This is a genomic window from Microbacterium longlingense, from assembly GCF_058349825.2.
This window is the reverse complement of the sequence record NZ_JBYRJA020000012.1, coordinates 1-21,344: the sequence shown is the minus strand read 5'-3', so window position 1 is coordinate 21,344 and position 21,344 is coordinate 1. Positions and strand designations below refer to the sequence as shown.

18 protein-coding genes are annotated in these 21,344 nt (G+C 70.2%); 11 read left to right on the top strand and 7 right to left on the bottom strand.

Annotated features, from left to right (window positions below; translation table 11 throughout):
- Positions 1-33 precede the first annotated feature (33 nt).
- Complete coding sequence (upp, locus tag AC3RXY_RS14380; RefSeq protein ID WP_491511604.1) at positions 34-666, top strand: uracil phosphoribosyltransferase; 633 nt, start codon at positions 34-36, stop codon at positions 664-666.
- 30 nt (positions 667-696) lie between these two features.
- On the opposite strand, the gene AC3RXY_RS14375 is transcribed toward upp, so the two are convergent.
- The 3 genes from AC3RXY_RS14375 to AC3RXY_RS14365 all read right to left on the bottom strand — a co-directional run bounded on the left by AC3RXY_RS14375 (position 697) and on the right by AC3RXY_RS14365 (position 5,617).
- Positions 697-4,203, bottom strand: coding sequence for a TM0106 family RecB-like putative nuclease (locus AC3RXY_RS14375; protein ID WP_491511603.1), 3,507 nt, complete (start codon positions 4,201-4,203; stop codon positions 697-699).
- A 189-nt stretch (positions 4,204-4,392) separates the two neighbouring features.
- Entirely contained in the window at positions 4,393-5,211 is an 819-nt protein-coding gene (gene nadE / locus AC3RXY_RS14370; protein WP_491511657.1) for an NAD(+) synthase, read from the bottom strand.
- Positions 5,212-5,311: 100 nt separating this feature from the next.
- Positions 5,312-5,617, bottom strand: coding sequence for a GNAT family N-acetyltransferase (locus tag AC3RXY_RS14365; RefSeq protein ID WP_491511602.1), 306 nt, complete (start codon positions 5,615-5,617; stop codon positions 5,312-5,314).
- A 351-nt stretch (positions 5,618-5,968) separates the two neighbouring features.
- Between AC3RXY_RS14365 and AC3RXY_RS14360 the strand changes: the two genes are divergently transcribed.
- The 4 genes from AC3RXY_RS14360 to AC3RXY_RS14345 all read left to right on the top strand — a co-directional run bounded on the left by AC3RXY_RS14360 (position 5,969) and on the right by AC3RXY_RS14345 (position 9,288).
- Positions 5,969-6,691, top strand: a complete 723-nt coding sequence (locus tag AC3RXY_RS14360; RefSeq protein ID WP_491511601.1) for a winged helix-turn-helix domain-containing protein — start codon at positions 5,969-5,971, stop codon at positions 6,689-6,691.
- 95 nt (positions 6,692-6,786) lie between these two features.
- Positions 6,787-7,704, top strand: a complete 918-nt coding sequence (locus tag AC3RXY_RS14355; RefSeq protein ID WP_491511600.1) for a DNA-3-methyladenine glycosylase family protein — start codon at positions 6,787-6,789, stop codon at positions 7,702-7,704.
- A gap of 201 nt (positions 7,705-7,905) precedes the next feature.
- Positions 7,906-8,673: a siderophore-interacting protein gene (locus AC3RXY_RS14350; protein ID WP_491511599.1), complete on the top strand. Its 768-nt coding sequence runs from the start codon at positions 7,906-7,908 to the stop codon at positions 8,671-8,673.
- Positions 8,674-8,727: 54 nt separating this feature from the next.
- Positions 8,728-9,288: an isochorismatase family protein gene (locus tag AC3RXY_RS14345; protein WP_491511598.1), complete on the top strand. Its 561-nt coding sequence runs from the start codon at positions 8,728-8,730 to the stop codon at positions 9,286-9,288.
- A 35-nt stretch (positions 9,289-9,323) separates the two neighbouring features.
- On the opposite strand, the gene AC3RXY_RS14340 is transcribed toward AC3RXY_RS14345, so the two are convergent.
- Together AC3RXY_RS14340 and AC3RXY_RS14335 are read right to left on the bottom strand one after the other, a co-directional pair.
- Entirely contained in the window at positions 9,324-10,679 is a 1,356-nt protein-coding gene (locus AC3RXY_RS14340) for a cryptochrome/photolyase family protein (protein WP_491511597.1), read from the bottom strand.
- Positions 10,680-10,698: 19 nt separating this feature from the next.
- Positions 10,699-11,868: a ferrochelatase gene (locus AC3RXY_RS14335; protein WP_491511596.1), complete on the bottom strand. Its 1,170-nt coding sequence runs from the start codon at positions 11,866-11,868 to the stop codon at positions 10,699-10,701.
- A gap of 124 nt (positions 11,869-11,992) precedes the next feature.
- Between AC3RXY_RS14335 and AC3RXY_RS14330 the strand changes: the two genes are divergently transcribed.
- Both AC3RXY_RS14330 and AC3RXY_RS14325 read left to right on the top strand, forming a co-directional pair.
- Positions 11,993-12,565: a MarR family winged helix-turn-helix transcriptional regulator gene (locus AC3RXY_RS14330; RefSeq protein WP_491511595.1), complete on the top strand. Its 573-nt coding sequence runs from the start codon at positions 11,993-11,995 to the stop codon at positions 12,563-12,565.
- Positions 12,566-12,832: 267 nt separating this feature from the next.
- Positions 12,833-13,273 carry a MarR family winged helix-turn-helix transcriptional regulator gene (locus AC3RXY_RS14325; RefSeq protein WP_491511594.1) on the top strand — a complete coding sequence of 147 codons (441 nt, stop codon included), beginning with the start codon at positions 12,833-12,835 and terminating at the stop codon, positions 13,271-13,273.
- A gap of 94 nt (positions 13,274-13,367) precedes the next feature.
- Here the strand turns inward: AC3RXY_RS14325 and AC3RXY_RS14320 are convergent, their stop codons facing one another.
- Positions 13,368-14,876 (bottom strand): L-serine ammonia-lyase, iron-sulfur-dependent, subunit alpha, encoded by a 1,509-nt coding sequence (locus AC3RXY_RS14320; protein ID WP_491511593.1) that lies wholly within the window; start codon positions 14,874-14,876, stop codon positions 13,368-13,370.
- A 156-nt stretch (positions 14,877-15,032) separates the two neighbouring features.
- Positions 15,033-16,577 (bottom strand): amino acid permease, encoded by a 1,545-nt coding sequence (locus AC3RXY_RS14315; RefSeq protein WP_491511592.1) that lies wholly within the window; start codon positions 16,575-16,577, stop codon positions 15,033-15,035.
- Between the two features lie 318 nt (positions 16,578-16,895).
- Here AC3RXY_RS14315 and AC3RXY_RS14310 point away from each other — a divergent pair, with 318 nt between their 5' ends.
- From AC3RXY_RS14310 to AC3RXY_RS14295, 4 genes are read left to right on the top strand one after another with little or no spacing between them, the layout of a single operon-like run.
- Positions 16,896-18,263 carry a glutamine synthetase family protein gene (locus tag AC3RXY_RS14310; protein WP_491511591.1) on the top strand — a complete coding sequence of 456 codons (1,368 nt, stop codon included), beginning with the start codon at positions 16,896-16,898 and terminating at the stop codon, positions 18,261-18,263.
- A complete protein-coding gene (locus AC3RXY_RS14305; RefSeq protein ID WP_491511590.1) occupies positions 18,250-19,008 on the top strand; it encodes a gamma-glutamyl-gamma-aminobutyrate hydrolase family protein in 759 nt (252 codons plus the stop codon). Before AC3RXY_RS14310 ends, AC3RXY_RS14305 begins: the two co-directional genes overlap by 14 nt.
- A 48-nt stretch (positions 19,009-19,056) precedes the next feature.
- On the top strand, positions 19,057-20,412 hold the full coding sequence (locus AC3RXY_RS14300; RefSeq protein WP_491511589.1) for an aldehyde dehydrogenase family protein: 1,356 nt from the start codon (positions 19,057-19,059) through the stop codon (positions 20,410-20,412).
- Positions 20,413-20,450: 38 nt separating this feature from the next.
- Positions 20,451-21,245: a 3-oxoacyl-ACP reductase gene (locus tag AC3RXY_RS14295; RefSeq protein WP_491511588.1), complete on the top strand. Its 795-nt coding sequence runs from the start codon at positions 20,451-20,453 to the stop codon at positions 21,243-21,245.
- Positions 21,246-21,344: the final 99 nt, after the last annotated feature.

Below are 21,344 nucleotides of genomic sequence, written 5' to 3'. Positions count from 1 at the left end.
GTCGGCGAGCCACGCGTGCCATAGCCTGTACGCATGCGCGTTCACATCGCCGATCACCCGCTCATCACCCACAAGCTGTCCGTGCTGCGCGACAAGAACACGCCATCGCCGCTGTTCCGCCAGCTCACCGAAGAGCTCGTCACCCTCCTCGCCTATGAGGCCACGCGCAATGTGCGGGTCGAGCCGGTCGAGATCACCACGCCCGTCACCACCACGATGGGCGTGCGCATCGCCGAGCCGCGGCCGATCGTCGTGCCGATCCTGCGGGCCGGACTGGGCATGCTCGAGGGCATGGTCAAGCTCCTGCCCACCGCCGAGGTCGGTTTCCTGGGCATGGTGCGCGACGAGACGACCTTCGAGCCGTCGACGTACGCCGAGCGCCTTCCGCTGGACCTCAGCGACCGTCAGTGCTTCGCGATCGACCCGATGCTGGCGACCGGGGGCTCGCTCGCAGCCGCCATCCGCTTCCTGTTCGACCGCGGCGCCCAGGACGTCACGGCGATCTGCCTGCTCGGAACACCGGAGGGCACCGAGACCCTGGAGCGCGTCGTGGGCGACCGCGACGTGACCCTCGTGCTCGGCGCGCTGGACGAAGGGCTCGACGAGAACCGCTTCATCGTGCCGGGGCTCGGCGACGCCGGCGACCGGCTGTACGGCACGGTCTGAGCCCGGCGGCGACCAGAGGCACGACGGCCCTCATCCCGCGCCGACCAGCCGGGCGAAGGCGCTCAGCCGGGCGACCCCCTCGGGCGTGTAGGGCAGATCGTCGAGCAGCGCGGGCGAGAACACCAGATACGCGGCGCACTGCGCGCGGGATATCGCGACGTTGAGCCGGTTCTGCAGCAGCAGGAACTCCGGTCCGCGTGGCGCATCGCGCCCGCTGGATGCCGCGAGCGACGTGATCGAGACCACAGCCTCCTTGCCCTGAAAGTTGTCGACGGTCCCGACCGGGATATCGGGGTATCCGGCCGAAGCCAGGGCGTCGGCCACCGTCTGACGCTGCGCGTTGTACGGCGCGACCACGATGATGTCGGGCTGAGCGAGCGGTCTCGACGCGCCGTTCTCGTCGGTGAACAGCCGGCCGATGAGATCTGCCACGATCCGCACCACCTCCGCGGCCTCCTCCGGAGACGAGGTCGCGTTGCCCCGGTGCCGGAGCGGGTGCACGTGCAGCCCTGCGGGGATCCCCGCCACGCGGCGGAGGGCAGCGGGGGGCGCGGACGCCAGGCGCCCCTCGTAGGCGAGCTCGGAGACCGGGCGCGCCACGGCCGGGTGCATCCGCCACGACTGCGCGAGGAAGCGACCGTACTCCGGCGGGAGAACCGCGTGCCCGCCCATCACCCAGCCGAGCGCCGACGTGTCGACCGGCTCGGGGTGCACTCCCTGGCTCACCTGCGGCAGCTGCTGCGGGTCGCCCAGCAGGAGAAGACGCCGAGCCGCGACAGACACCGCGATGGTCGAGGCGAGTGAGAACTGGCCGGCCTCGTCCACCACCAGCAGGTCGAGTCCCTGCCGCGCGACTCGGCGCGGATTGCTGAAGTCCCAGGCGGTGCCGCCGACGACCACGCCCCCCTGCGGGCGTCCGGCGGTAGCCGCGTGCTCGGCGAGGAATCCGGCCATGCCGTCCTTGCGGATCACGACATAGGACGGATCCGCTGCCGGATCCTTCGGCGCCTTCGCCACGCGGCCCGGCGCCACCCCTGCCTCGATCACCCGCTCCAGCAACGACTCCACGATCGCATGAGACTGGGCCACCACGCCGACGTGCAGACCATGCTCCTCGACCAGCCGTGCGATCACATGAGCGCCGGTGTAGGTCTTGCCCGTGCCCGGAGGACCCTGCACAGCAAGGTAGCTGTCATCAAGATCGAGAACGCCCGCCACGATCGCCGCGACAGGGTCGTTCCCCGTCCCGACGCCGTCTGGCTCACTCCGCCCCGCGCGCCGCCGTGGCGGAGTGCGGCGCAGGATGTCGGTCGCCGCATCCCGGGGGAAGCCCGGTGCCGCGTCGAGCACGGTGTCGGCCCAGGCCTCGATCGCATCCTGCTGCGAGAGCGCGCGCGGCGGGGCCGCGGGGGCGAGCGCGATCGGCAGATCATCCCAGGTCTCGCCTCCGACGGCGCGTTCTTCGAGGACGAAGCCGTCGTCGAGAACTGACACGATCTTCATGCCGTGCGGGGCATGAAGATCCCGCGCCGATCCGTCCCGGGGAAAGGGTGCGGGCACCGGATACAGCGCGAAGGGCTCGGCCCCCGGACCCAGAGTGGTTCCCGGCGAGATATCGCCCCGCAACACGATCTCCCTGGTCATCGCACGGCCGCCCTCTGGCACCTCCCAGTCCCGCACCACCCGTGACCGCGCCGTGTCGACACGCAGAACGTCACGCGTGGACTCCCAGAGGGCCAGTGGTTCGCGCAGACGCTGGTAGTGCGAGACCCAGAAGGTCTTCGCCTCGCGCGGGTGATAGTCGATGGCCGCCGCCGCGACCCGGTAGCTCTCTGCATCCGCCGTCAGACCTGCGGCCGCCGCGCGATCGGCCTGCGCGCGCAGGGCTACCGCGCGTGGTGAGGGCTCATAGGGCCGCCCAGCCGGGTCGTCGGCGGGAGCGGGCGGCACGCCGGCATCGGCGGCGAGGCCGCGGAGCCAGTCGCGCAGGCGCCGCGTCGAGACGCAGTCATAGCGGTTGTAGTCGGCAAGATCGGCGAGGATCTCCTGGGCCGCAGCAGGGTCACCCGCAGCGAGCAGCTCCCGGGCCCGGACGTACTCGACGATCGAGTCATCGCCCTTCTGCACAGCGGCAACGCGGACCTCGTCGCCCATGTAGAGCGGCTCGAGCTTCTTGATCGAGTAGGAACGCGACCCGACCCGTACCGACCGCACCACGACCGGGTAGAGGTCGACGAACACGCCGTCACGCAGCAGACCGTCGACCTCCGCCTCCCCCACACCGTGCCGAGCGGCCATCGCCACGAGATGCGCGGTCTCGTAGGGCGCGTAGTGATAGATGTGCATGCCCGGATGCGCTGCCCGCCGCACGGCGATCACGTCGAGGAAGTCGCGCAGCGCCTGCGCCTCTGCCGCGAAGGAATGCGCCCACAGAGCCGAGTACTGCTCGGTGTCATCGACCCAGCCGAAGAGATAGTCGAGGCCCCATCTGGCCGGATCGTCGCCCGGCTCGGTGTAGAGCGGATCGCCCTCGAAATCGAAGAAGACGTCGCCGCGGTCCGGCGCCGGCAGGGTGCCGAGCGCCGCCGGCGATGCCACCTCGAACACCGCACCGCCGCTCTCCGCGCGCACCTGCACGCGCGCCTGGCCGCGGAGCGCGTCGAAGACCTCGTCCGACAGCCCTGCCGGTGCGGCGGATGCGGAGGCCAGCGCGTCGATCGTCGTGATTCCGCCCGCTCGCAGCCGCTCCCGCTGGGCGGGCCTCATCCGCGCGACGAGGAGCAGGTCGCGATGCGCCTCGACCTGTTGCTCGCAGGTCGGGCAGCGCCCGCACGCTCGCACGCCGAGGTCACCACGATCGTCGCCCCATCCGAGCACCTCCCCCGCTGCGCCGCGGTCGACCCGCCGGTCGGCGATGAGAGCGCGCAGGCGCTCTCGGCGCACGCGGAAGAGCGGGAGAACGTCGTCGACGCGGTGGACGCTCGACGTGCCATCGCCGAGGATCAGCTCGACCTGCGCGGAGCGCGGGATGTTCAAGCGGTCGAGCTGATCGACATATGCCGCGAGCTGCATGAGCGCGGTCGATCGCGCCGTGCGCGCGAGCTTGGTGTCCTGCACGCGCCAGCGCGGGCCGTCATCCCCCTCCTCGCGGAACAGGAAGTCGGCGAAACCGACGAACTCCTCGGTCGAGAACGCGGCCTGGAAGACCACCGCGGCCTCCGAGCGCAGCGCGGCGACCGTCTGGTCCGCCGCAGCAGCGAGCGCGGCGTCGTCGCGGGAGGAGACCGGCGGCAGCACGGCGACGCGGTCTGCGCCGAACTCGGCCAGATAGCGCCCGAGAACGGCATGCTCATGAACATCGCCGAGGGCGGCAGCGCGGGCGAGGGTGGCGTCCTCGGGGTCGGGAACCGCCGGCACCCTCCCCAGGCGAGCATCGAGGGCTCTGGCCCAGGCGAACTCGCAGTCGGCAGCCGCTTTCAGGTCGCTCGCGCTCCACACGACCCGGCGCTCCCCGGACTCGCTCTCGACGACGCGCATCCGCTGTCTCCCTCCCCGCCGGGCCACCGGACGACCGGTGCTTCCGACACCCCTGCGGCAGATGCTACGACCCTAGCCGCGAGGTCGGACATCACCCGCCCGCAGGTCGGACATCACGCCGAGCCGCACGACGCGGCCCTCGGCCCGGCGGGTGCGCGGGTGCGGGCAGGAAGTTCCCGGCCGACGCCGTCAGCGCCACCAGCTGTCCGCCGGCGTCACAGGAAGATGGCGCTTGTGCATCGTGGCGAGGTACTTCCCCTCCAGCCGAGCAGCAACCTCGGGGTCGATCTGCTCGCCTTCGAGGTAGGCATCGATGTCCGCGTAGGTGATGCCCAGCTCGTCTTCGTCGGACCGGCCCGGCTGACCGTCGAGCAGATCGGCGGTCGGGATCTTCTCGGACAGCCGCGCCGGGGCTCCGAGCTCGGCCAGGAGCGCTCTGCCCTGGCGCTTGGTGAGACCGCCCAGCGGGCAGATATCCGCGGCGCCGTCGCCGAACTTCGTGAAGAATCCGGTGACCGCCTCGGCGGCGTGATCCGTGCCTACCACGAGCATCCGCCGGTGGCCGGCCAGGGCGTACTGCGCGACCATGCGCACCCGAGCCTTGATGTTCCCGCGGTTGAAGTCGGTGATGTCGCCGCTTCCGGCGGTCTCCAGATCGGTCTCGACCCCGTCGACGCCGTGCTGGATGTTCACCTCGACGGCCTCGTCCGGCCGGATGAACGCGAGCGCGGCCTCGGCGTCGTCGGCATCGTGCTGCACGCGATAGGGCAGGCGGACCGCGATGAACGCCGCATCTCCCCCGCTCTCGCGCACCCGTTCGACGGCGAGCTGCGCCAGGCGCCCGGCCAGGGTGGAGTCCTGCCCTCCCGAGATGCCGAGCACATAGCCGGCGGCTCCCGAGAAGGCGAGGTAGTCGGCCAGGAGGGCGACGCGTCGCTCGATCTCCTCCGCCGGGTCGATCCGGGGACGCACATCGAGCGCGGCGATGATCTCATCCTGCAGGGTCACGGCTGCTCCGTTCCCGGCGCCGATGCGGCGGGCGCCGATGCGTGTTTCTGACACCAGTATCCGCCTCGCAGATGACGAGCGGATGACGATGCTCCGGGCCTCAGCGCCGCCGCAGGAGGCCCGCCCTGTCGGGGTGGGCCTCGAACCAGTCCGCCACGAACCAGCACACCGCGTCGATCTGACGGTCGCCCCGATCCGCGAGCTCCGCCACCGCAGCAGCCACCATGCGCGCCGCATAGCCGTGTCCGCGGAAGGGAGGCAGAGTGAACGCCCGCGTCATCGCGATGGTCGCACCATCGTCGCGGTAGTCGAGCACGCTACGCAGCTCACCGCCCTCGTAGAGCGCGAATCGCGAGGCCTCTCGCTCGTCCACGACGACGATCCCGGTCTGCGCTGGAGTGCTCATGCCCCCACGCTACGCCCGCCCGCGGACACCGGTGCGGAACCGGCGGAATCCCGTACTGTGTCGAAAAATGACGGCCGCACGCCCCGACTCACATTGACACATGGGGAGACAAGCAGTCATAATCACCGCATGACCACCTACGCACGTCCTCTGTCCGCCTTGGAGGCGAATGGGACTGCCGGCATGATGATGGCCGGCCGCGTCGGTATGTGCTGTCGAATGTGTCGCTGAACACCCAGTGACCTCGACGAACCCCACCGCATCCCGGTGTCGCGGGTTCTGATCCCCCGCCGCTCCCCTCTCGGAGCCGCACATCGCACACGTCTGTCCTGCTCGAAGGAATCCATCATCATGTCCAACATCGCTCTTCTCGACCGACCCTCCGCCGCTCCCGCCACCCGTCCCGCGCTTCGCGCGATCGCCCCGAACGAGACGCCGCAGAACGTGCCGGCACCGCACGCTGAGCTCCCCGCCGGCCGCGCGCCCCGCGGATTCGCCCTCTACGTCGGTCTCGACGAGGTCAAGGCCGCCGCCGCCGGCGTCAGCCTCCCCGTGCTCGTCGATGCCCTGCGGCGCACGCTTGCCGAGCTCGCCCCGGATGCGCAGACCCACGCCACCGTGGCGCTCGCCCCGGAGACCGCCGGCGGACGGGATCTCGATGTCGTCCGCCTCGCCCTGCAGGAGCCCGGCGCGGTCGCCCGCGCGAAGGCCGCAGAGGAGCCCAAGGTCGCCACCGTGTCCGGGGTGACCGTCGACATCTCGCGCAAGCGCGTCGAGATCGACGGAGAGAACGCCACCCTCACCTACAAGGAGTTCGAGCTGCTGCAGTATCTCGTCCTCCGCGAGGGTCGCACGATCGAGCGCTCCGAGCTCGTCGAGTCGCTCTGGCAGGCCGGCGGCGACGAGACGCCTGGCGCTCGCACGATCGATGTGCACGTGCGTCGCCTGCGCGCCAAGCTCGGTCGCTACGAGGACATCGTTCGCACCGTGCGCGGCGTCGGGTACCGCTTCGACCGCCACGCCGACGTCGTGATCCGCTACCACCACGGCGCTCCGTCTCCCGACCGCTTCTGAGCCGCGGCGCCCCCGGCGACAGCGCTCCCGGCTCCGCTCAGGCCGAACACGCCGAGCACAGGAGCGGTGTCCGCGGCCGGACGTAGGGTGACTGCATGACGATCACGGACGCCGCGCCCGAGCGCACAGAGGCAACGTATCGTCCGCGGCATCCGCTCGACCTCGGTCTCACGCTCGGCGTGCTGTTCCGCGGGCCCCATGACCCGACGGCGCTGCGCGCACACGGTGTCTTCTGGTTCGGGCGCCGGACCCCGCGGGGCGCCGCGACGCTCGCGCTCCGGATGGTCTCCGGCGAGGTCAGGGCTGCGGCCTGGGGTGCCGGTGCAGAGCACGTCATCGCCGAGGTTCCCGCGCTCTGCGGCGCGGGGGATGACCCGACGCCCTTCGACGCATCCTTGCATCCGCTCGTCGCCGCGGCGGCCCACCGGCACCCCGGGCTGCGTCTGACGGGTGGCGGCCGGGTGTTCGATGAGCTCGCGGGGATCGTGCTCGAGCAGAAGGTCACGTCATTGCAGGCCTATCGCGCGTGGCGCGTTCTCGTGCAGCGCTTCGGCGAGAGTGCGCCGGGGCCATCGCCGCGCCCCCTGTGGGCGCACCCCAGCCCGGAGGTGTGGCGCCGCATCCCCTCGTGGGAATGGCATCGCGCGGGCGTCCAGCCACCGCAGTCGAAGACGATCCTGCGCGCGTCGGTCGTCGGCGATCGTTTCCCGACCGTCGCGGCAGAGCTCGATCGCGCGCTCACAGCGATACCCGGTATCGGCGCGTGGACCTCGGCGGAGACCCGGCTGCGCACGCTCGGCGACCCGGATGCGGTGACGACCGGCGACTATCACCTGCCCCATCAGATCGGCCATGCCCTCACGGGGCGCCGCACGGATGACGCCGGGATGCTCGAGCTGTTGGAGCCGTGGCGCGGGCAGCGACAGCGTGCGATCCGGTACATCCTCGCGAGCGGCGTGCGGGAGCCTCGGCGCGGGCCGCGACTGGCCCCCGAAGACCATCGGTCGCATTGACCGTCGTTCCTGCGCACGAGCAGCGTGTCGTGGCCCAACCCGTGCTGGTCTCAGCCCGCGTCCCACGCAGCACGATGGTGGGACCGAGTCTGCCCCTGCTCGATCCCACCTCGTGTGCGGCGGCTCGCTCGGCTGACCATCCGGAGATCCGACTTGCCAGGAGCACATCTGCACGCCTAGAAGATAGGTTAGCCTAACCATATGAATTCCGCGAGTCGTTCTTTCCGTCTCGAGCGCCGCATGCTCGATCTCCGCTTCCGCCGTGCCCATCTCGCCTCCCGCGTCTGGCTCGCACCCGACTACGTCCGGGTGCGGCTCGAGGGCCCTGATCTCGTCGGCTTCGACTCCCCGGGCTGCGACGACCACATGAGGCTCTTCTTCGTCGCGGACGACACCGTCGACGCCGAGGCCGCCCGCGAGGCTCCCAGCCGGGAGTACACCCCGCTGGCCTGGGGTGAGGACTGGCTCGACGTGGAGTTCGCCGTGCACGGCGCAGACGGCGTCGCCGCCCCCTGGGCGGCGGAGGCCCCGATCGGTGCTCCCGTCTTCGTCGGCGGCCCCCGCGGGTCGATGCTCATCGAGGGCCAGCCGGACGGCTGGCTGCTCGCCGGCGACGCGACCGCGATCCCGGCGATCCGCCGTTTCGCGCTGCACATCCCCGAGGGCGCGCCCGCGCGCATCGCGATCGAGGTCCCCACCCCCGCCGACGAGGTCGAGATCGCCGCGGCGGCGCGCATCGAATGGCTGCATCGCGGCGATGCTCCGGAGGGGTCTGCGCTGATCAGCTACCTCGACGGCCTCGGGGAGTCCGACGCCGTGAGCGCGAACCCGTTCTGCTTCATCGCCGCGGAGCAGTCGATCGTCAAGCCGGGCCGCGCCCTGCTGCGCCGCTGGAGTGTTCCGGTCGACGAGGCCGTCGTCAAGGGCTACTGGAAGCGCGGCGAGGCCGAGTACCACGCGCCTCACTGATCGTGCCGTGACGGGGCGGTTGCCCGCGGGCAACCGCCCCGTCACGCTGAGAACATGACGACCGAAACCGCGCTCCTCGTGATCGACGCGCAGGAGTCCTTCCGCGAACTGCCCGGCGGCCTGGATACGACCGCCAACCCGGACGCCGTGGCGAACATCGCCCGGCTGGTGGCCGACGCTCGCGACGCGGGCGACACGGTCGTCTGGGTGACGCACGCCGACCCCGGCTCCGGCAGCGTCTTCGATCCCGAGAACGGTCACGTCCGGGTGCTGGCCGAGCTCGCACCGCGCGACGGCGAGCCGCGGGTGGTGAAGACGTCGATCAACGCCTTCACCACGACCAACCTGCATCAGCAGCTCATGCAGCGCGGCGTCCGGCGGGTGATCATCTGCGGCATCCGCACCGAGCAGTGCTGCGAGACCACCGCGCGCGTGGCGAGCGACCTGGGGTTCGCGGTCGAGTTCGTGACCGATGCGACCACCACGTCCGCGATCCCCGCTGCGGGGTCGCTCGCCGCGGTGTCGGGTGCGGAGATCATGCAGCGCACCGAGGCCGTCCTCGCTGCGCGCGGCTTTGCGACCATCGTCACGACCGCGCAGATCGTGGGTCGCTGACGGCGAGCCGCAGGGAGGCTGCGCCGCAACCCTGTTCAGCGCGCCCGAACGCCGTTCCCCTCGGCGCGCATCCGAGCGTAGGCGTCGAGAGCCGCCCGGCGGCTCGCCGCGAGGTCGACGATGGGCGTCTCCGGCCGGTCGGGAGCCCACCGGTCGATGTAGGCCCGGTGGGGATCGAACTTCTCGGCCTGAAGGAGGGGGTTGAACACCCGGAAGTAGGGCGCGGCGTCGGCGCCGGAGCCGGCGACCCACTGCCAGTTGAACGGATTGCTCGCCGGATCCGCGTCGACCAGGGTGTCCCAGAACCACTCCTCGCCGACGCGCCAGTGCACGAGCAGGTTCTTCACCAGGAACGATGCCACGACCATCCGCACACGGTTGTGCATATGCCCGGTCTGCCACAGCTCGCGCATGCCGGCGTCGACGAGCGGCACACCGGTGTGGCCGCGCTGCCAGGCGTGCACCGCGTCGTCGTCGCGTGGTGGCCAGGGGAACCGATCGAACTCGGCGCGAAGATTGCGGGTGGCCAACGCAGGGAAGGCGAACAGGGTGTGCCAGGCGAACTCGCGCCAGCCGAGCTCGGTGCGGAAGCGGGCCGCGCCGCCTTCCCCGGCGACCGCGTGCCAGACGGTGAACGGACTGAGCTCGCCCCATCGCAATCGAGGCGAGAGCATCGAGGTAGAGCCGGCTGCCGGTTCATCGCGCGCTTGCTCGTAACCGGCCAGTTCATCGCATACGAAGGCCCCCAGGTCGCGGTGCGCTGCGGCCTCGCCGGGCACCCAGGCGTCGGCGAGCCCGCCGGACCAGTCCGGATCACGCGGCAGCAGGCCCGCGTCATCCAGGGCGTCCGACGCGATCCGCCTGGCCGGCCATGCCGCCCGTTTCGGGGCGGGCAGGGGCGCTCGCGGTTCCGGGCGCTGCCGGCACGCCCGCCAGAACGGCGTGAAGACCGCGTACGGCGTTCCCGCGCCCGTGACCACGGTCCCCGGCTCATGCAGCAGCGATGCCGAGAAGGAGGCGACCGCGCAGCCCGCTCGCCGCAGCGCATCCGCGACCTCGGCGTCGACCGCTCGCTCCGCTCCGCCGTAGCGCCGGTTCCAGAACACCGCATCCGCTGACGCCTCGCCCACCACGTCTGCGACGATCCGAGCCGCCGCGCCCCGCCGCAGCACCAGCGGAATGCCGAGATCAGCCAGCCGCTCCTCGAGGGCGCGCAGCGAGTGGTGCAACCACCACCGCGCGGCGCCCCCCAGCGGCCGGATGCCGGGCGACTCCTCATCGAGCACGAACAATGCCACGATCGGAGCATCACGATCGGCTGCGGCGGCGAGAGCCGGGTTGTCCTCGACCCGCAGATCGTCACGGAACCAGACGACGCTCGCGCCGCTCACGATCGTCTCCCCGGCCGGTTCACGGCGCCACGCCGGCGGCGGCGGACGTGAATCCGGCCCGCACGTTCTCGCAGCAACCGGGCCGGCAGACATCGAACCAGGGCCCGAGAGACGTCACCGCGGCGCGCTCAGACGGCTCCGTTCCGGCGATGCGCTCCTGGATGAGGTCGACGATGCCGCTGACGAAGACGGGGCCGGAGCCCGGCGTTTCGGTTCGCACCGCCTGCAGCCCGGCAGACTCCGCCGCGTCGAGCGCTTCGGTGTCGAGATCCCAGAGCACTTCCATGTGGTCGCTGACGAAGCCGATCGGGGAGATCGCGATGGCCTCGACGCCTTCCGCCGGCAACGCGGCGATGCGGTCGCAGATGTCCGGTTCGAGCCACGGCTGCGACGCGGGTCCGGACCGCGACTGGTACACGAGCTCGGCGGCGACCTCAGACAACCGGGGGTCCTGCGCCCCGACGCGCGCCATCACCGCCGCCATCACCGCCTGATGCTGGGCCTCGTACGCCCCGCCCTGCCCGAAGTCCCTGTCCCGTGGGCCGGAGCGCTGCGCGTCTGCGGTGGGGATCGAGTGGGTCGTGAAGAGCACGCGCATCGCGGCCGGTGCCGTGCCCGCCGCGAGGAAGCCGGCGAGAGCGGCGACGATGCTTCCCACGAAGGCGTCGACGAAACCGGGGTGGTCGAAGAACTGCCGGATCTTGTCGATCGTGACCGTGTCTCCCAGCCCGGTCTCCTCCACAGCTCTGGCGAAGTCCTCGCGATACTGCCTACAGCTCGAGAACGAGCTGTAGGCGCTGGTCGCGAATGCGAGCAGGCGCGTGTTCCCGTCCTCGGCGGCCTCCTGCACGGCCTCGGTGAGATACGGGGCCCAGTTGCGGTTGCCCCAGTACACCGGCATGTCGATGCCGCGCGCGGCGAGCTCGTGCTCGATCGCGGCCTTCAGCGCCCGGTTCTGGGCGTTGATGGGGCTCACGCCGCCGAAGTGACGATAGTGGTGCGCGACTTCTTCGAGGCGCTCGTCGGGGATCCCGCGACCGCGCGTGACGTTGCGCAGGAAGGGGATCACGTCGTCCTGCCCCTCCGGCCCTCCGAATCCGGCGAGCAGGATCGCGTCGTACGGCTGCGGATCTGTGGCGTATGGTGCCCCGGCGACACTGGCGGGCGATGCGTACGGAACAGGTGTCATCAGTGCTCTCCCGGATGTCGAAGGACGATGATGCCAGCCTCCGGCAGCGAAGACCATGCATCTAAATATTTAACGAGGTTAAACAGTTCCTGTGAGTAATACCAAATCCCGGTACTATCGGCGCATGTCCGATGCCACCGCCGAGCGCAGCACCCCGAGGATGTCGCTGCTCGACCCGCGCGCGATGGACCCAGACGGCGAGGTGGTGGTGCGCCAGCACCTCTCCGACGACGAGATCGCACAGGTGGTGGCGGTGCTCGAGGCGATGAGCGCCTGGCGAGAGCTCGAGAACGCCATGAACGAGACGGCGCGACGATACATGCGGCTCGGCGATACCGATATGCGCGCCCTGCGATACCTCATCGCCGCACACCGCCAGGGCATCGTCGCGACCCCCGGCGGAATCGCCTCGCATCTGGGCATCTCCCCCGCCGCGGCGACCAAGCTCACCGACCGCCTGCAGGCCGGCGGCCATATCCGCCGCCTGGCTCACCCCGACGACCGTCGCCGCATCGCGATCGAGGTCAGCGAGACGACGCTGACCTCGGCCCGCGCCTCCGTCGGGCGCAGCCATGCTCGCCGATTCGACGCGGTCGGCGGCCTGACGGCCGACGACCGAGAGGCGGTGCTGCGCTTCTTCCACGCCCTGACCGCATCGGCAGCCGGGGGCGATCCGCACTCCGAGCACGGCGGATGATCCACGGGGACACCCGGCCCGGCACCACCGGAAAGAAACTCGGATTTGCCTCTTGTGCGCCGTTACCGTTCCGTTATAGATTGATCGCACGGTGAATGTGAGCTGTGACAGACACCGCATGTGATTGCAGGACACTCTTGGTGCAGTGCGAGGGCCGGTCGAAACCTCTCCGACCGGCCCTCGCCGTTCCGCTCCCCCCGCGGCACCGAGGGATATGATTTGATCTACGGCGATGCCGTAGATCACTGGCGTTCATCCGGGGGGATAATGAACGATCACAACCTTGCTGTCGACGCGTGGGAGAGTCTGTTCCGCGCCCAGGACGCCGTCTCAGCCGGCGTATCCAGCGACTTCGATGAGGGCCCGCTGAGCGAGGCCGAGTACGAAGCGATGATCACGGTCATGCGCACGCCGAAACGAACGGCTCGCATGCGCGACATCACCAGCAACATGCGGCTGAGCCAGCCGAGCGTGTCTCGCCTGCTCGACCGGATGGTCATCGATGGCCTCATCACCAAGTGCGCTGATCCCTCGGACGGCCGCGGGACCCTCGTGACAGCCACCGAGCAGGGCGTACGTCGCTTCCGGGTCGCCGCGATGCGCCATGCGCAGGCGATCTCGGAGCGCATGTCCCGCCTCGACGAGGAGGAGCTCCGCCAGCTGCAGCTCCTCACGGACAAGCTCCGCGGCGTCGTCGTGCGGCGATGAAACCGGCCGTGGCCCGAGCCCGTCGCCCGGAGCCGGCCCGCGGGCGTGCAACGACGGGCTCGACCGGCGATCGACGCCGGCACGGTGACCGGCGTCAGCACTCGATGACGTTGACCGCGAGGCCGCCCTCGCTCGTCTCCTTGTACTTGGTCGACATGTCGAGACCGGTCTGGCGCATCGTCTCCACGACCTGATCGAGGGAGACGTAGTGGGTGCCGTCGCCCCGCAGCGCGAGACGCGATGCGGTCACCGCGGTGGAGGCGGCGATGGCGTTGCGCTCGATGCAGGGGATCTGCACCAGTCCGCCGATCGGGTCGCACGTGAGCCCCAGGTGATGCTCCATCGCGATCTCTGCGGCGTTCTCGATCTGGCGGTTGGTTCCCCCCATCACGGCGGTCAGCCCTCCTGCGGCCATCGCGCAGGCACTGCCCACCTCGGCCTGGCACCCGCCCTCCGCCCCGGAGATCGACGCGTTCGCCTTGAACAGCGACCCCAGCGCCGTGGCCGTCAGCAGAAACCGGCGGATGCCGCGGCGCCGGTTCGCCTCCGCGACAGCCGCGTCATCGGCGTTCGCCGCGTCCGCTCCGCCGGATCCCGCGCCTCCGAACCCCAGCAGCGCGCTGCCGACCAGCTCGCCGTACGGGGTCACCGCATTGCCCGCGCCCAACCCGGAGTCGGCGAGGAAACGCCACCAGTACATCGCGACGGCGGGCAGGATGCCGGCAGCGCCGTTCGTGGGCGCGGTCACCACCCGTCCGCCCGCCGCGTTCTCCTCGTTGACGGCGAGCGCGAACGCACCGAGCCACTCACCCGGCAGCTCGCGATGGCCGTCGGCCTCCGCGGCCTCCAGCTGACCGCGGATGGTGGCCGCACGTCGCTTCACCCTGAGCATGCCGGGCAGCGTGCCCTCCGCGCTCAACCCCGCCGTGACGCAGGCCGACATCGCGTCCCAGATGGCGTCGAGTCCGGCGGCGAGATCGGCCTCGCTGCGCAGCGCCAGCTCGTTGAGCCGCGCGACATCCGCGATCGCGAGCCCGTGCTCATCGCACAGCGCGAGGAGCGAGGCCGCATCGTCGTAGGGATGGGGGAAGGGCCGCTGGCGCAGCCCCGCATCCTCACCCTCGCGGCGGATGAACCCCCCGCCGACCGAGTAGTACGTCTCCACGAGCACCGGTGCGCCCGCGGCGTCCGCCGCCAGGAGCGTCATCGCGTTGGGATGCCCTGGCAGGCGGGTGCGCGGCTCGAACACCACGTCTTCCTTGGCGAAGCGGATGCCAGCCGCCCCGTCGAGGCGCAGTTCGGCGCCGCCCTCGGCGGCCGTCGGCCACGCCGTCCACGCATCGCGCACGTCGTCCGGATCGCAGCTCTCCGGATGCCGGCCGCCCAGACCCGCCACCACGGCATCCGGTGTCCCGTGCCCGATGCCGGTCGCGCCCAGGGAGCCGAACAGCGTGCACGTGACCCGGGCCACGCGATCGAGATCCCCCCGGTCGGTCAGGCGCGCCGCGAAGTCGGCCGCAGCGCGCATCGGGCCGACCGTGTGGGAGCTGGAGGGGCCGATGCCGATCGAGAAGAGGTCGAAGACCGAGACGTATGCCGACACGGTCTCAGGCTACGCCCGCCGCCGGCCGCCGGGGCACCGGGCCGCGCTCCGCTCGGCCTGCCCAATCACCAGGGAGTTCAGGTCGGGTGGGCGCGCGCCGCGCCCACCCGACCTGAACTCCCTGGTGATTCGGGAGCGCGCGAAGCGCGCCCCGCATCAGTCGTCTCGTCCGTCCATCGCCAGGAGCTCGTCCTCGACCGCGCCGCCGTAGCCCTCCGTCTGGGGGTCGCCGTGCAGGCCCCCAGAGACCGCGTACTCCTCCTCGGGGGAGAGCACCAGGTGATGCCGCCCGTAGACGGCGAACACGATCAGGGCGATCACGTAGACGACGACGATGGCCACGATCGCCGGGCGGAACGCCTCGTTGAGGAGGAATCCGACGAAGATGAAGGCCGAGATCACGGCCGCCGCAATCGCGCCGAACCGGCCCCACGGGCTGCGGTAGGGGCGCTTGGCGTCGGGGAACTTCCGCCGCAGGATCAGGAAGGAGATCATCTGCATGAAGTAGGCCAGCACCGCGCCCCACACCGCGATGTTCAGCACGACAGCACCGGCGACGCCATCCTCGCCGCCCATCACGTCGACGATCACGAGCGCGACGAACCCGATCAGAGCACCGGCCAGCAGGGCGACCCACGGGGTCTGCCGGGCGCCGGTGAGGGAGAGGAACTTCGGGTAGTAGCCCGCACGCGAGAGCGAGTACATGTTGCGGCCGTAGGCGAACATGATCCCCTGGAGAGAGGCGAGCAGGCCGAAGAGAGCGAACAGCGCGAGGACGCCGGCGACCCACGCCAGCTCGTCGCCGACGATCACCCGGAAGCCGTCGAGCAGCGGCTCCCCCGCGACACCCGTCGCCGACGCGCCGAGAACGGCGGTGTTCAGCACCAGCACGAGGAGACCGGTGACCACCAGGGTGCCGCGTGCCCAGATACCGGCGCGCGGGATGTCGCGCACCGGGTTGTGCGACTCCTCTGCGGCGAGCGGGAGCTCCTCGATGCCCAGGAACAACCACATCGCGAAGGGCAGCGCGAACAGGATCGGCAGCACACCGTGCGGCAGGAAGGCGCTCTGACCCGGGTCCGGCTCGATGTCGAAAAGGCTGCCGAAGTCGGCCGCGCCGCTCACGAGCGCCATCACGCCGAAGAGCAGCAGCACGCCGATCGAGATGATCGACACGATGATCGCGAACTTGAGCGAGATCGAGGCGCCAGCCGTGTTCAGGCCCACGAAGACCGTGTACAGGATGATCCACCACACCCAGGTGGGCAGCGAGAATCCCATCAGCGCTTCGGTGACCCCGTTGGCGTAGCCCGCGGAGAAGTAGACGATCACCGCGGTGGTCGCCACGTACTCGATGGTCTCGGCGAGACCCGTCACGAAACCGCCCCACGGGCCCATGGCCGCGCGTCCGAAGCTGTACGCGCCACCGGTGTGCGGCATCGCCGCGGCCATCTCCCCGATCGAGAAGACCAGGCCGTAGTACATCACGACGAGGATTCCGAAGGCGATGAGCATCCCGCCGAAGCCGGCGGCCTCGATGCCGAAGTTCCAGCCCGAGAAGTTCCCAGAGATGACGGCGCCGACGGCGAGGCCCCAGAGTCCCCAGATGCCCGCCGATCTCTTGAGCTTGCGCTTGTCGAAGTAGTCGTCGTCCGCCGTCGTATAGGTGACGCCGTCGACCCGGAGCGTATCCTTGGGCATGCCGCTTCCTCTCATCGAGCGAGACCCGCGCGCCTCTCTGCGCACACCGAGCAGCGCGGCTCGGTCGGGTGGGGACGAGTGTAGTGATTCATTGGTCGGCATTCACCACCTTTATCAGGCTAATTTTTGGTTGTTTAGCCGGATAGCCCGCCCCGCGCGCTGCAGCACGCGCACCGACGCCGGATCACCGCGGCGGAGTGATGGACGGAAGCACCCCGCTGTGGTCTAATGGTCGGGAATCCCCCCATTGCCTGCGACAGGCTCTGGGGATACCGAAGACATCGGCCGGCAGCGCTGCCGGCGAGCCGAGGAGGCCTGATGATCCCCGACAGCGGAAACCTCACCCCAGACGAGTTGCGCGCAGCGGTCGCCGCAGGAGAGATCGACACCGTCATCCTCGGCTTCACCGACATGCAGGGACGCCTCGTCGGCAAGCGCATCTCGGCACGGTTGTTCGTGGAGGACGCCATCGACCACGGCGCCGAGTGCTGCAACTACCTTCTCGCGGTCGACGTTGACCTCAACACCATCGACGGCTACCGCCTCACCAGCTGGGAGAGCGGATACGGCGACATGGCGATGATGCCAGACCTGGGCACCCTGCGCAGGATCCCCTGGATCCCCGGCACCGCGCTCGTCCTCGCCGACCTCGTCTCGTCCGACCGGGAGGCGATCTCCGTCTCCCCCCGCCAGATCCTCCGTCGTCAGATCGACCGTCTCGCCGAGAAGGGGCTCATCCCCTACGTCGGCACCGAGCTGGAGTTCATCGTCTTCGACGACGACTACCGCACCGCCTGGCGCAAGGACTATCGCGACCTGCGCCCCGCGAGCGACTACAACATCGACTACGCGCTGCATGCCTCGACGCGCATGGAGCCGTTGCTGCGCGACATCCGCGTGTCCATGGACGGCGCCGGGATGTACTGCGAGGGCGTCAAGGGCGAGTGCAACCTCGGGCAGCAGGAGATCGCATTCCGCTACGCGCATGCGATGAACACCTGCGACAACCACTCGATCTACAAGAGCGGGGCCAAGGAGATCGCCGACGAGCACGGCAAGAGCATCACGTTCATGGCCAAGTTCAATGAGCGTGAGGGCAACAGCTGTCACATCCACGCCAGCCTGCGCACCGCAGACGGCACCCCGGTGTTCGCCGATGCGGATGCGGAGGACGGCATGTCTCCGATGTTCCGCCAGTTCCTCGCCGGTCAGCTGCGCGCGATGCGCGAGTTCACCCTCCTCTACGCCCCCAACATCAACTCCTACAAGCGCTACGTGGAGGGCAGCTTCGCGCCGACCGCCGTCGCCTGGGGCCACGACAACCGCAGCTGTGCACTGCGCGTCGTCGGCCACGGCCACGGGATGCGGGTCGAGAACCGCGTGCCGGGCGGCGACGTCAACCAGTATCTCGCCGTCGCGGGAATCCTCGCCTCCGGCCTGTCCGGCATCGAGGACGAACTCGAGCTCGGCGAGGCGATCGCCGGCAACGCCTACGAGGCAGAGATCGACCGGGTGCCCACCACGCTGCGCGAGGCGGCCGACCTGTTCGACCGCTCGGAGCTGGCCCGCGAGGTCTTCGGCGACGAGGTCGTCGACCACTACGTCCACGCGGCGCGCGTCGAGGTCGCGGCCTTCGATGCTGCCATCACGGACTGGGAGAGGGTGCGCGGCTTTGAGCGCCTCTGAGAACAACGTCGCCGCACCCGTCATCGGCCTCACCACCTATCTGGAGCAGGCCCAGACCGGCGTCTGGGACGTGCGGGCCTCGTTCCTGCCGAAGGTGTATATCGACGCGGTCACCGATGCCGGCGGGATCGCCCTGCTGCTCCCGCCGCAGCCCGTCGATGAGCCGGTGGCGCAGGCCGTTCTCGCCCGCCTCGACGGATTGATCGTGACCGGTGGCGCCGACGTCGACCCCGCCCGGTACGGTCAGGAGCCGCACGAGCGCACCGGCGCTCCCCGGACCGATCGCGACGCATGGGAGGACGCGCTCCTGCGTGCGGCCCTCGCGGCAGAGCTGCCGTTCCTCGGCATCTGCCGGGGCGCACAGATGCTGAACGTCGCGCTCGGCGGCACGCTCATCCAGCATGTGCCTGATCTCGTGGGAGATGACCGTTATCAGCCCGGCGCCGCCGTGTTCGGCAGCACCGAGGTCACGGTCGACCCGGGGAGCCGCATCGCCGAGGTCTACGCCGACGACCTCCGCGCCACAGCGCCGCTCTACCACCACCAGGCGCTCGGCGAGATCGCCGACGGCATTCGCGTCACCAGCCGTACCGACGACGGCATCGTCGAATCGATCGAGGTCGATGGCGCCCCCTTCGCGATCGCCGTGCAGTGGCATCCGGAGGAGCACACCGAGGACCGCCGCCTCTTCGCGGGCCTCGTCGAAGCCGCGCGCGCCCACCGCGACGCGCGCACCGCTCGCTGACGCGCACCCCCCAGACACCCCCACCCCGCCAGGGCCACAAGGAGAACCATGAGCTACACGGTCATCAACCCGGCCGACGAGACGATCGTCACCGATGTCGAGCATCTGGACATCGAGGCGACGGACGCCGCGATCGCTGCCGCTGCCGTCGCCCAGCGCGACTGGGCTGGGCTCGCCCCCGCCGATCGCGGCGCGGCGCTGCGGCGTTTCGCCGAAGCCGTCGACGCGGACCGGGAGAACCTCGCCACCCTGGAGGTGACCAACTCCGGCCATCCGATCGCGAACGCCCGCTGGGAGGCACAGAACGTCCGCGACGTGCTGGAGTACTACTCTGCCGCACCGGAACGCCTGATCGGTCAGCAGATCCCGGTCGCCGGCGGTATCGACGTCACCTTCCACGAGCCGCTGGGCGTGGTGGGCGTCATCACCCCCTGGAACTTCCCCATGACGATCGCCGGCTGGGGGTTCGCCCCGGCCCTGGCCGCCGGAAACGCCGTGGTGCTCAAGCCCGCGGAGTGGACCCCGCTCACCAGTATCCGCCTGGGCGAGCTGGCCCTGCAGGCGGGACTGCCGGAGGGCCTGTTCCAGGTGCTCCCCGGCCGGGGGTCCGTGGTGGGCGAGCGCTTCGTGTCGCATCCCGGCGTGCGCAAGATCGTCTTCACCGGATCGACCGAGGTCGGCAAGCACATCATGGCCGGCTGCGCGCAGCAGGTGAAGCGTGTGACGCTCGAGCTCGGCGGCAAGAGCGCGAACGTGATCTTCGCCGATGCCGACCTCGAGGCCGCTGCGGCTGCAGCGCCCTTCGCGGTGTTCGACAACTCCGGCCAGGACTGCTGCGCCCGCAGCCGGATCCTCGTCGAGCGCAGCGCCTACGACCGCTTCATGGAGCTCTTCGAGCAGGCCGTGAAGGCGATGAAGGTCGGCGACCCCCGTGACGAGTCCACCGCGATGGGCCCGCTCGTCACCGCCTCCCACCGCGACAGCGTGCTCGGCTTCCTCGCCGACGGCGACCCGGTCGCGTTCCAGGGAACGGCCCCAGACGGACCGGGATTCTGGCTCCCCCCGACCGTGCTCACCCCGCAGGCCGACGCCCGCGTATGCCGGGAAGAGATCTTCGGACCGGTGGTCAGCGTGCTGCCCTTCACCGATGAGGCAGACGCGATCCGCATCGCCAACGACACCGAGTTCGGCCTCAGCGGCTCGATCTGGACGCGCGACCTCGGACGCGGCATCCGCATGTCCCGCGCCGTCGAGGGCGGCAACCTCTCGGTGAACTCCAACTCCTCGGTGCGGTACTCCACACCGTTCGGCGGCTTCAAGCAGTCCGGCCTCGGCCGCGAGCTCGGCCCGGACGCGGCGGAGCACTTCACCGAGACCAAGAACGTCTTCTACAGCGCGAGCTGACTTCCCCATCTCACCACCCCTTCTCTCAGAGGAAACCCATGAGCGACATCACTCCCATCGACCTCACCCAGCGTCTCGCCGGGCGCGTCGCCGTCATCACCGGCGGCGCGAGCGGCATCGGCCTGGCCACCGCGAAGCGTCTGGCGGCCGAGGGCGCGCGCGTCGTGATCGGCGACATGGACCCGGTCGCGGGCCCCGCGGCGGCCGAAGCGGTCGGCGGCCTGTTCGTCCCGGTCGACGTGACGGACCAGGAGCAGGTCGACAATCTGTTCGACACCGCGGCGCGCGAGTACGGCTCTGTCGACATCGCCTTCAACAACGCCGGCATCTCCCCCGATGACGACGACTCGATCGAGACCACCGAGCTCCCCGCATGGGACAAGGTGCAGAACGTCAACCTCAAGAGCGTCTACCTGTGCTCGCGCGCAGCGCTGCGGCACATGACCAAGCAGGGGCGCGGGTCGATCATCAACACCGCGTCATTCGTGGCCGTGATGGGATCGGCGACATCGCAGATCTCCTACACCGCTTCCAAGGGCGGCGTGCTGGCGATGAGCCGGGAGCTCGGCGTGCAGTTCGCCCGCCAGGGCATTCGCGTCAACGCCCTCTGCCCGGGACCGGTGAACACCCCGCTGCTGCAGGAGCTCTTCGCCAAGGATGCCGAGCGCGCGCAGCGGCGCCTGGTGCACATCCCCGTCGGCCGCTTCGCCAACCCGGAGGAGCTCGCCGCTGCGGTGGCGTTCCTCGCGAGCGACGACTCGTCGTTCATCACCGGCTCGACCTTCCTGGTCGATGGCGGCATCAGCGCCGCCTACGTCACACCGCTGGACTGATAGGGCATTCTTGTCGTGGAGGGGGGGTCCAGCACCACCAGAAAACCCCCCCCCCACCGAATTCTACAAAAAACAAAGAGGAGGACAAAGCACACGCCA

Bases quoted from the DNA above. Each gene is read 5' to 3' on its own strand.
- AC3RXY_RS14355 (WP_491511600.1), top strand. From the start codon at position 6,787: ATGACGATCACGGACGCCGCGCCCGAGCGCACAGAGGCAACGTATCGT.
- AC3RXY_RS14345 (WP_491511598.1), top strand. From the start codon at position 8,728: ATGACGACCGAAACCGCGCTCCTCGTGATCGACGCGCAGGAGTCCTTC.
- AC3RXY_RS14360 (WP_491511601.1), top strand. From the start codon at position 5,969: ATGTCCAACATCGCTCTTCTCGACCGACCCTCCGCCGCTCCCGCCACC.
- AC3RXY_RS14310 (WP_491511591.1), top strand. From the start codon at position 16,896: ATGATCCCCGACAGCGGAAACCTCACCCCAGACGAGTTGCGCGCAGCG.
- AC3RXY_RS14330 (WP_491511595.1), top strand. From the start codon at position 11,993: ATGTCCGATGCCACCGCCGAGCGCAGCACCCCGAGGATGTCGCTGCTC.
- AC3RXY_RS14375 (WP_491511603.1), bottom strand. From the start codon at position 4,203: ATGCGCGTCGTCGAGAGCGAGTCCGGGGAGCGCCGGGTCGTGTGGAGC.
- AC3RXY_RS14365 (WP_491511602.1), bottom strand. From the start codon at position 5,617: ATGAGCACTCCAGCGCAGACCGGGATCGTCGTCGTGGACGAGCGAGAG.
- AC3RXY_RS14295 (WP_491511588.1), top strand. From the start codon at position 20,451: ATGAGCGACATCACTCCCATCGACCTCACCCAGCGTCTCGCCGGGCGC.
- upp (WP_491511604.1), top strand. From the start codon at position 34: ATGCGCGTTCACATCGCCGATCACCCGCTCATCACCCACAAGCTGTCC.
- AC3RXY_RS14335 (WP_491511596.1), bottom strand. From the start codon at position 11,868: ATGACACCTGTTCCGTACGCATCGCCCGCCAGTGTCGCCGGGGCACCA.
- AC3RXY_RS14300 (WP_491511589.1), top strand. From the start codon at position 19,057: ATGAGCTACACGGTCATCAACCCGGCCGACGAGACGATCGTCACCGAT.
- AC3RXY_RS14350 (WP_491511599.1), top strand. From the start codon at position 7,906: ATGAATTCCGCGAGTCGTTCTTTCCGTCTCGAGCGCCGCATGCTCGAT.
- AC3RXY_RS14325 (WP_491511594.1), top strand. From the start codon at position 12,833: ATGAACGATCACAACCTTGCTGTCGACGCGTGGGAGAGTCTGTTCCGC.
- AC3RXY_RS14315 (WP_491511592.1), bottom strand. From the start codon at position 16,577: ATGCCCAAGGATACGCTCCGGGTCGACGGCGTCACCTATACGACGGCG.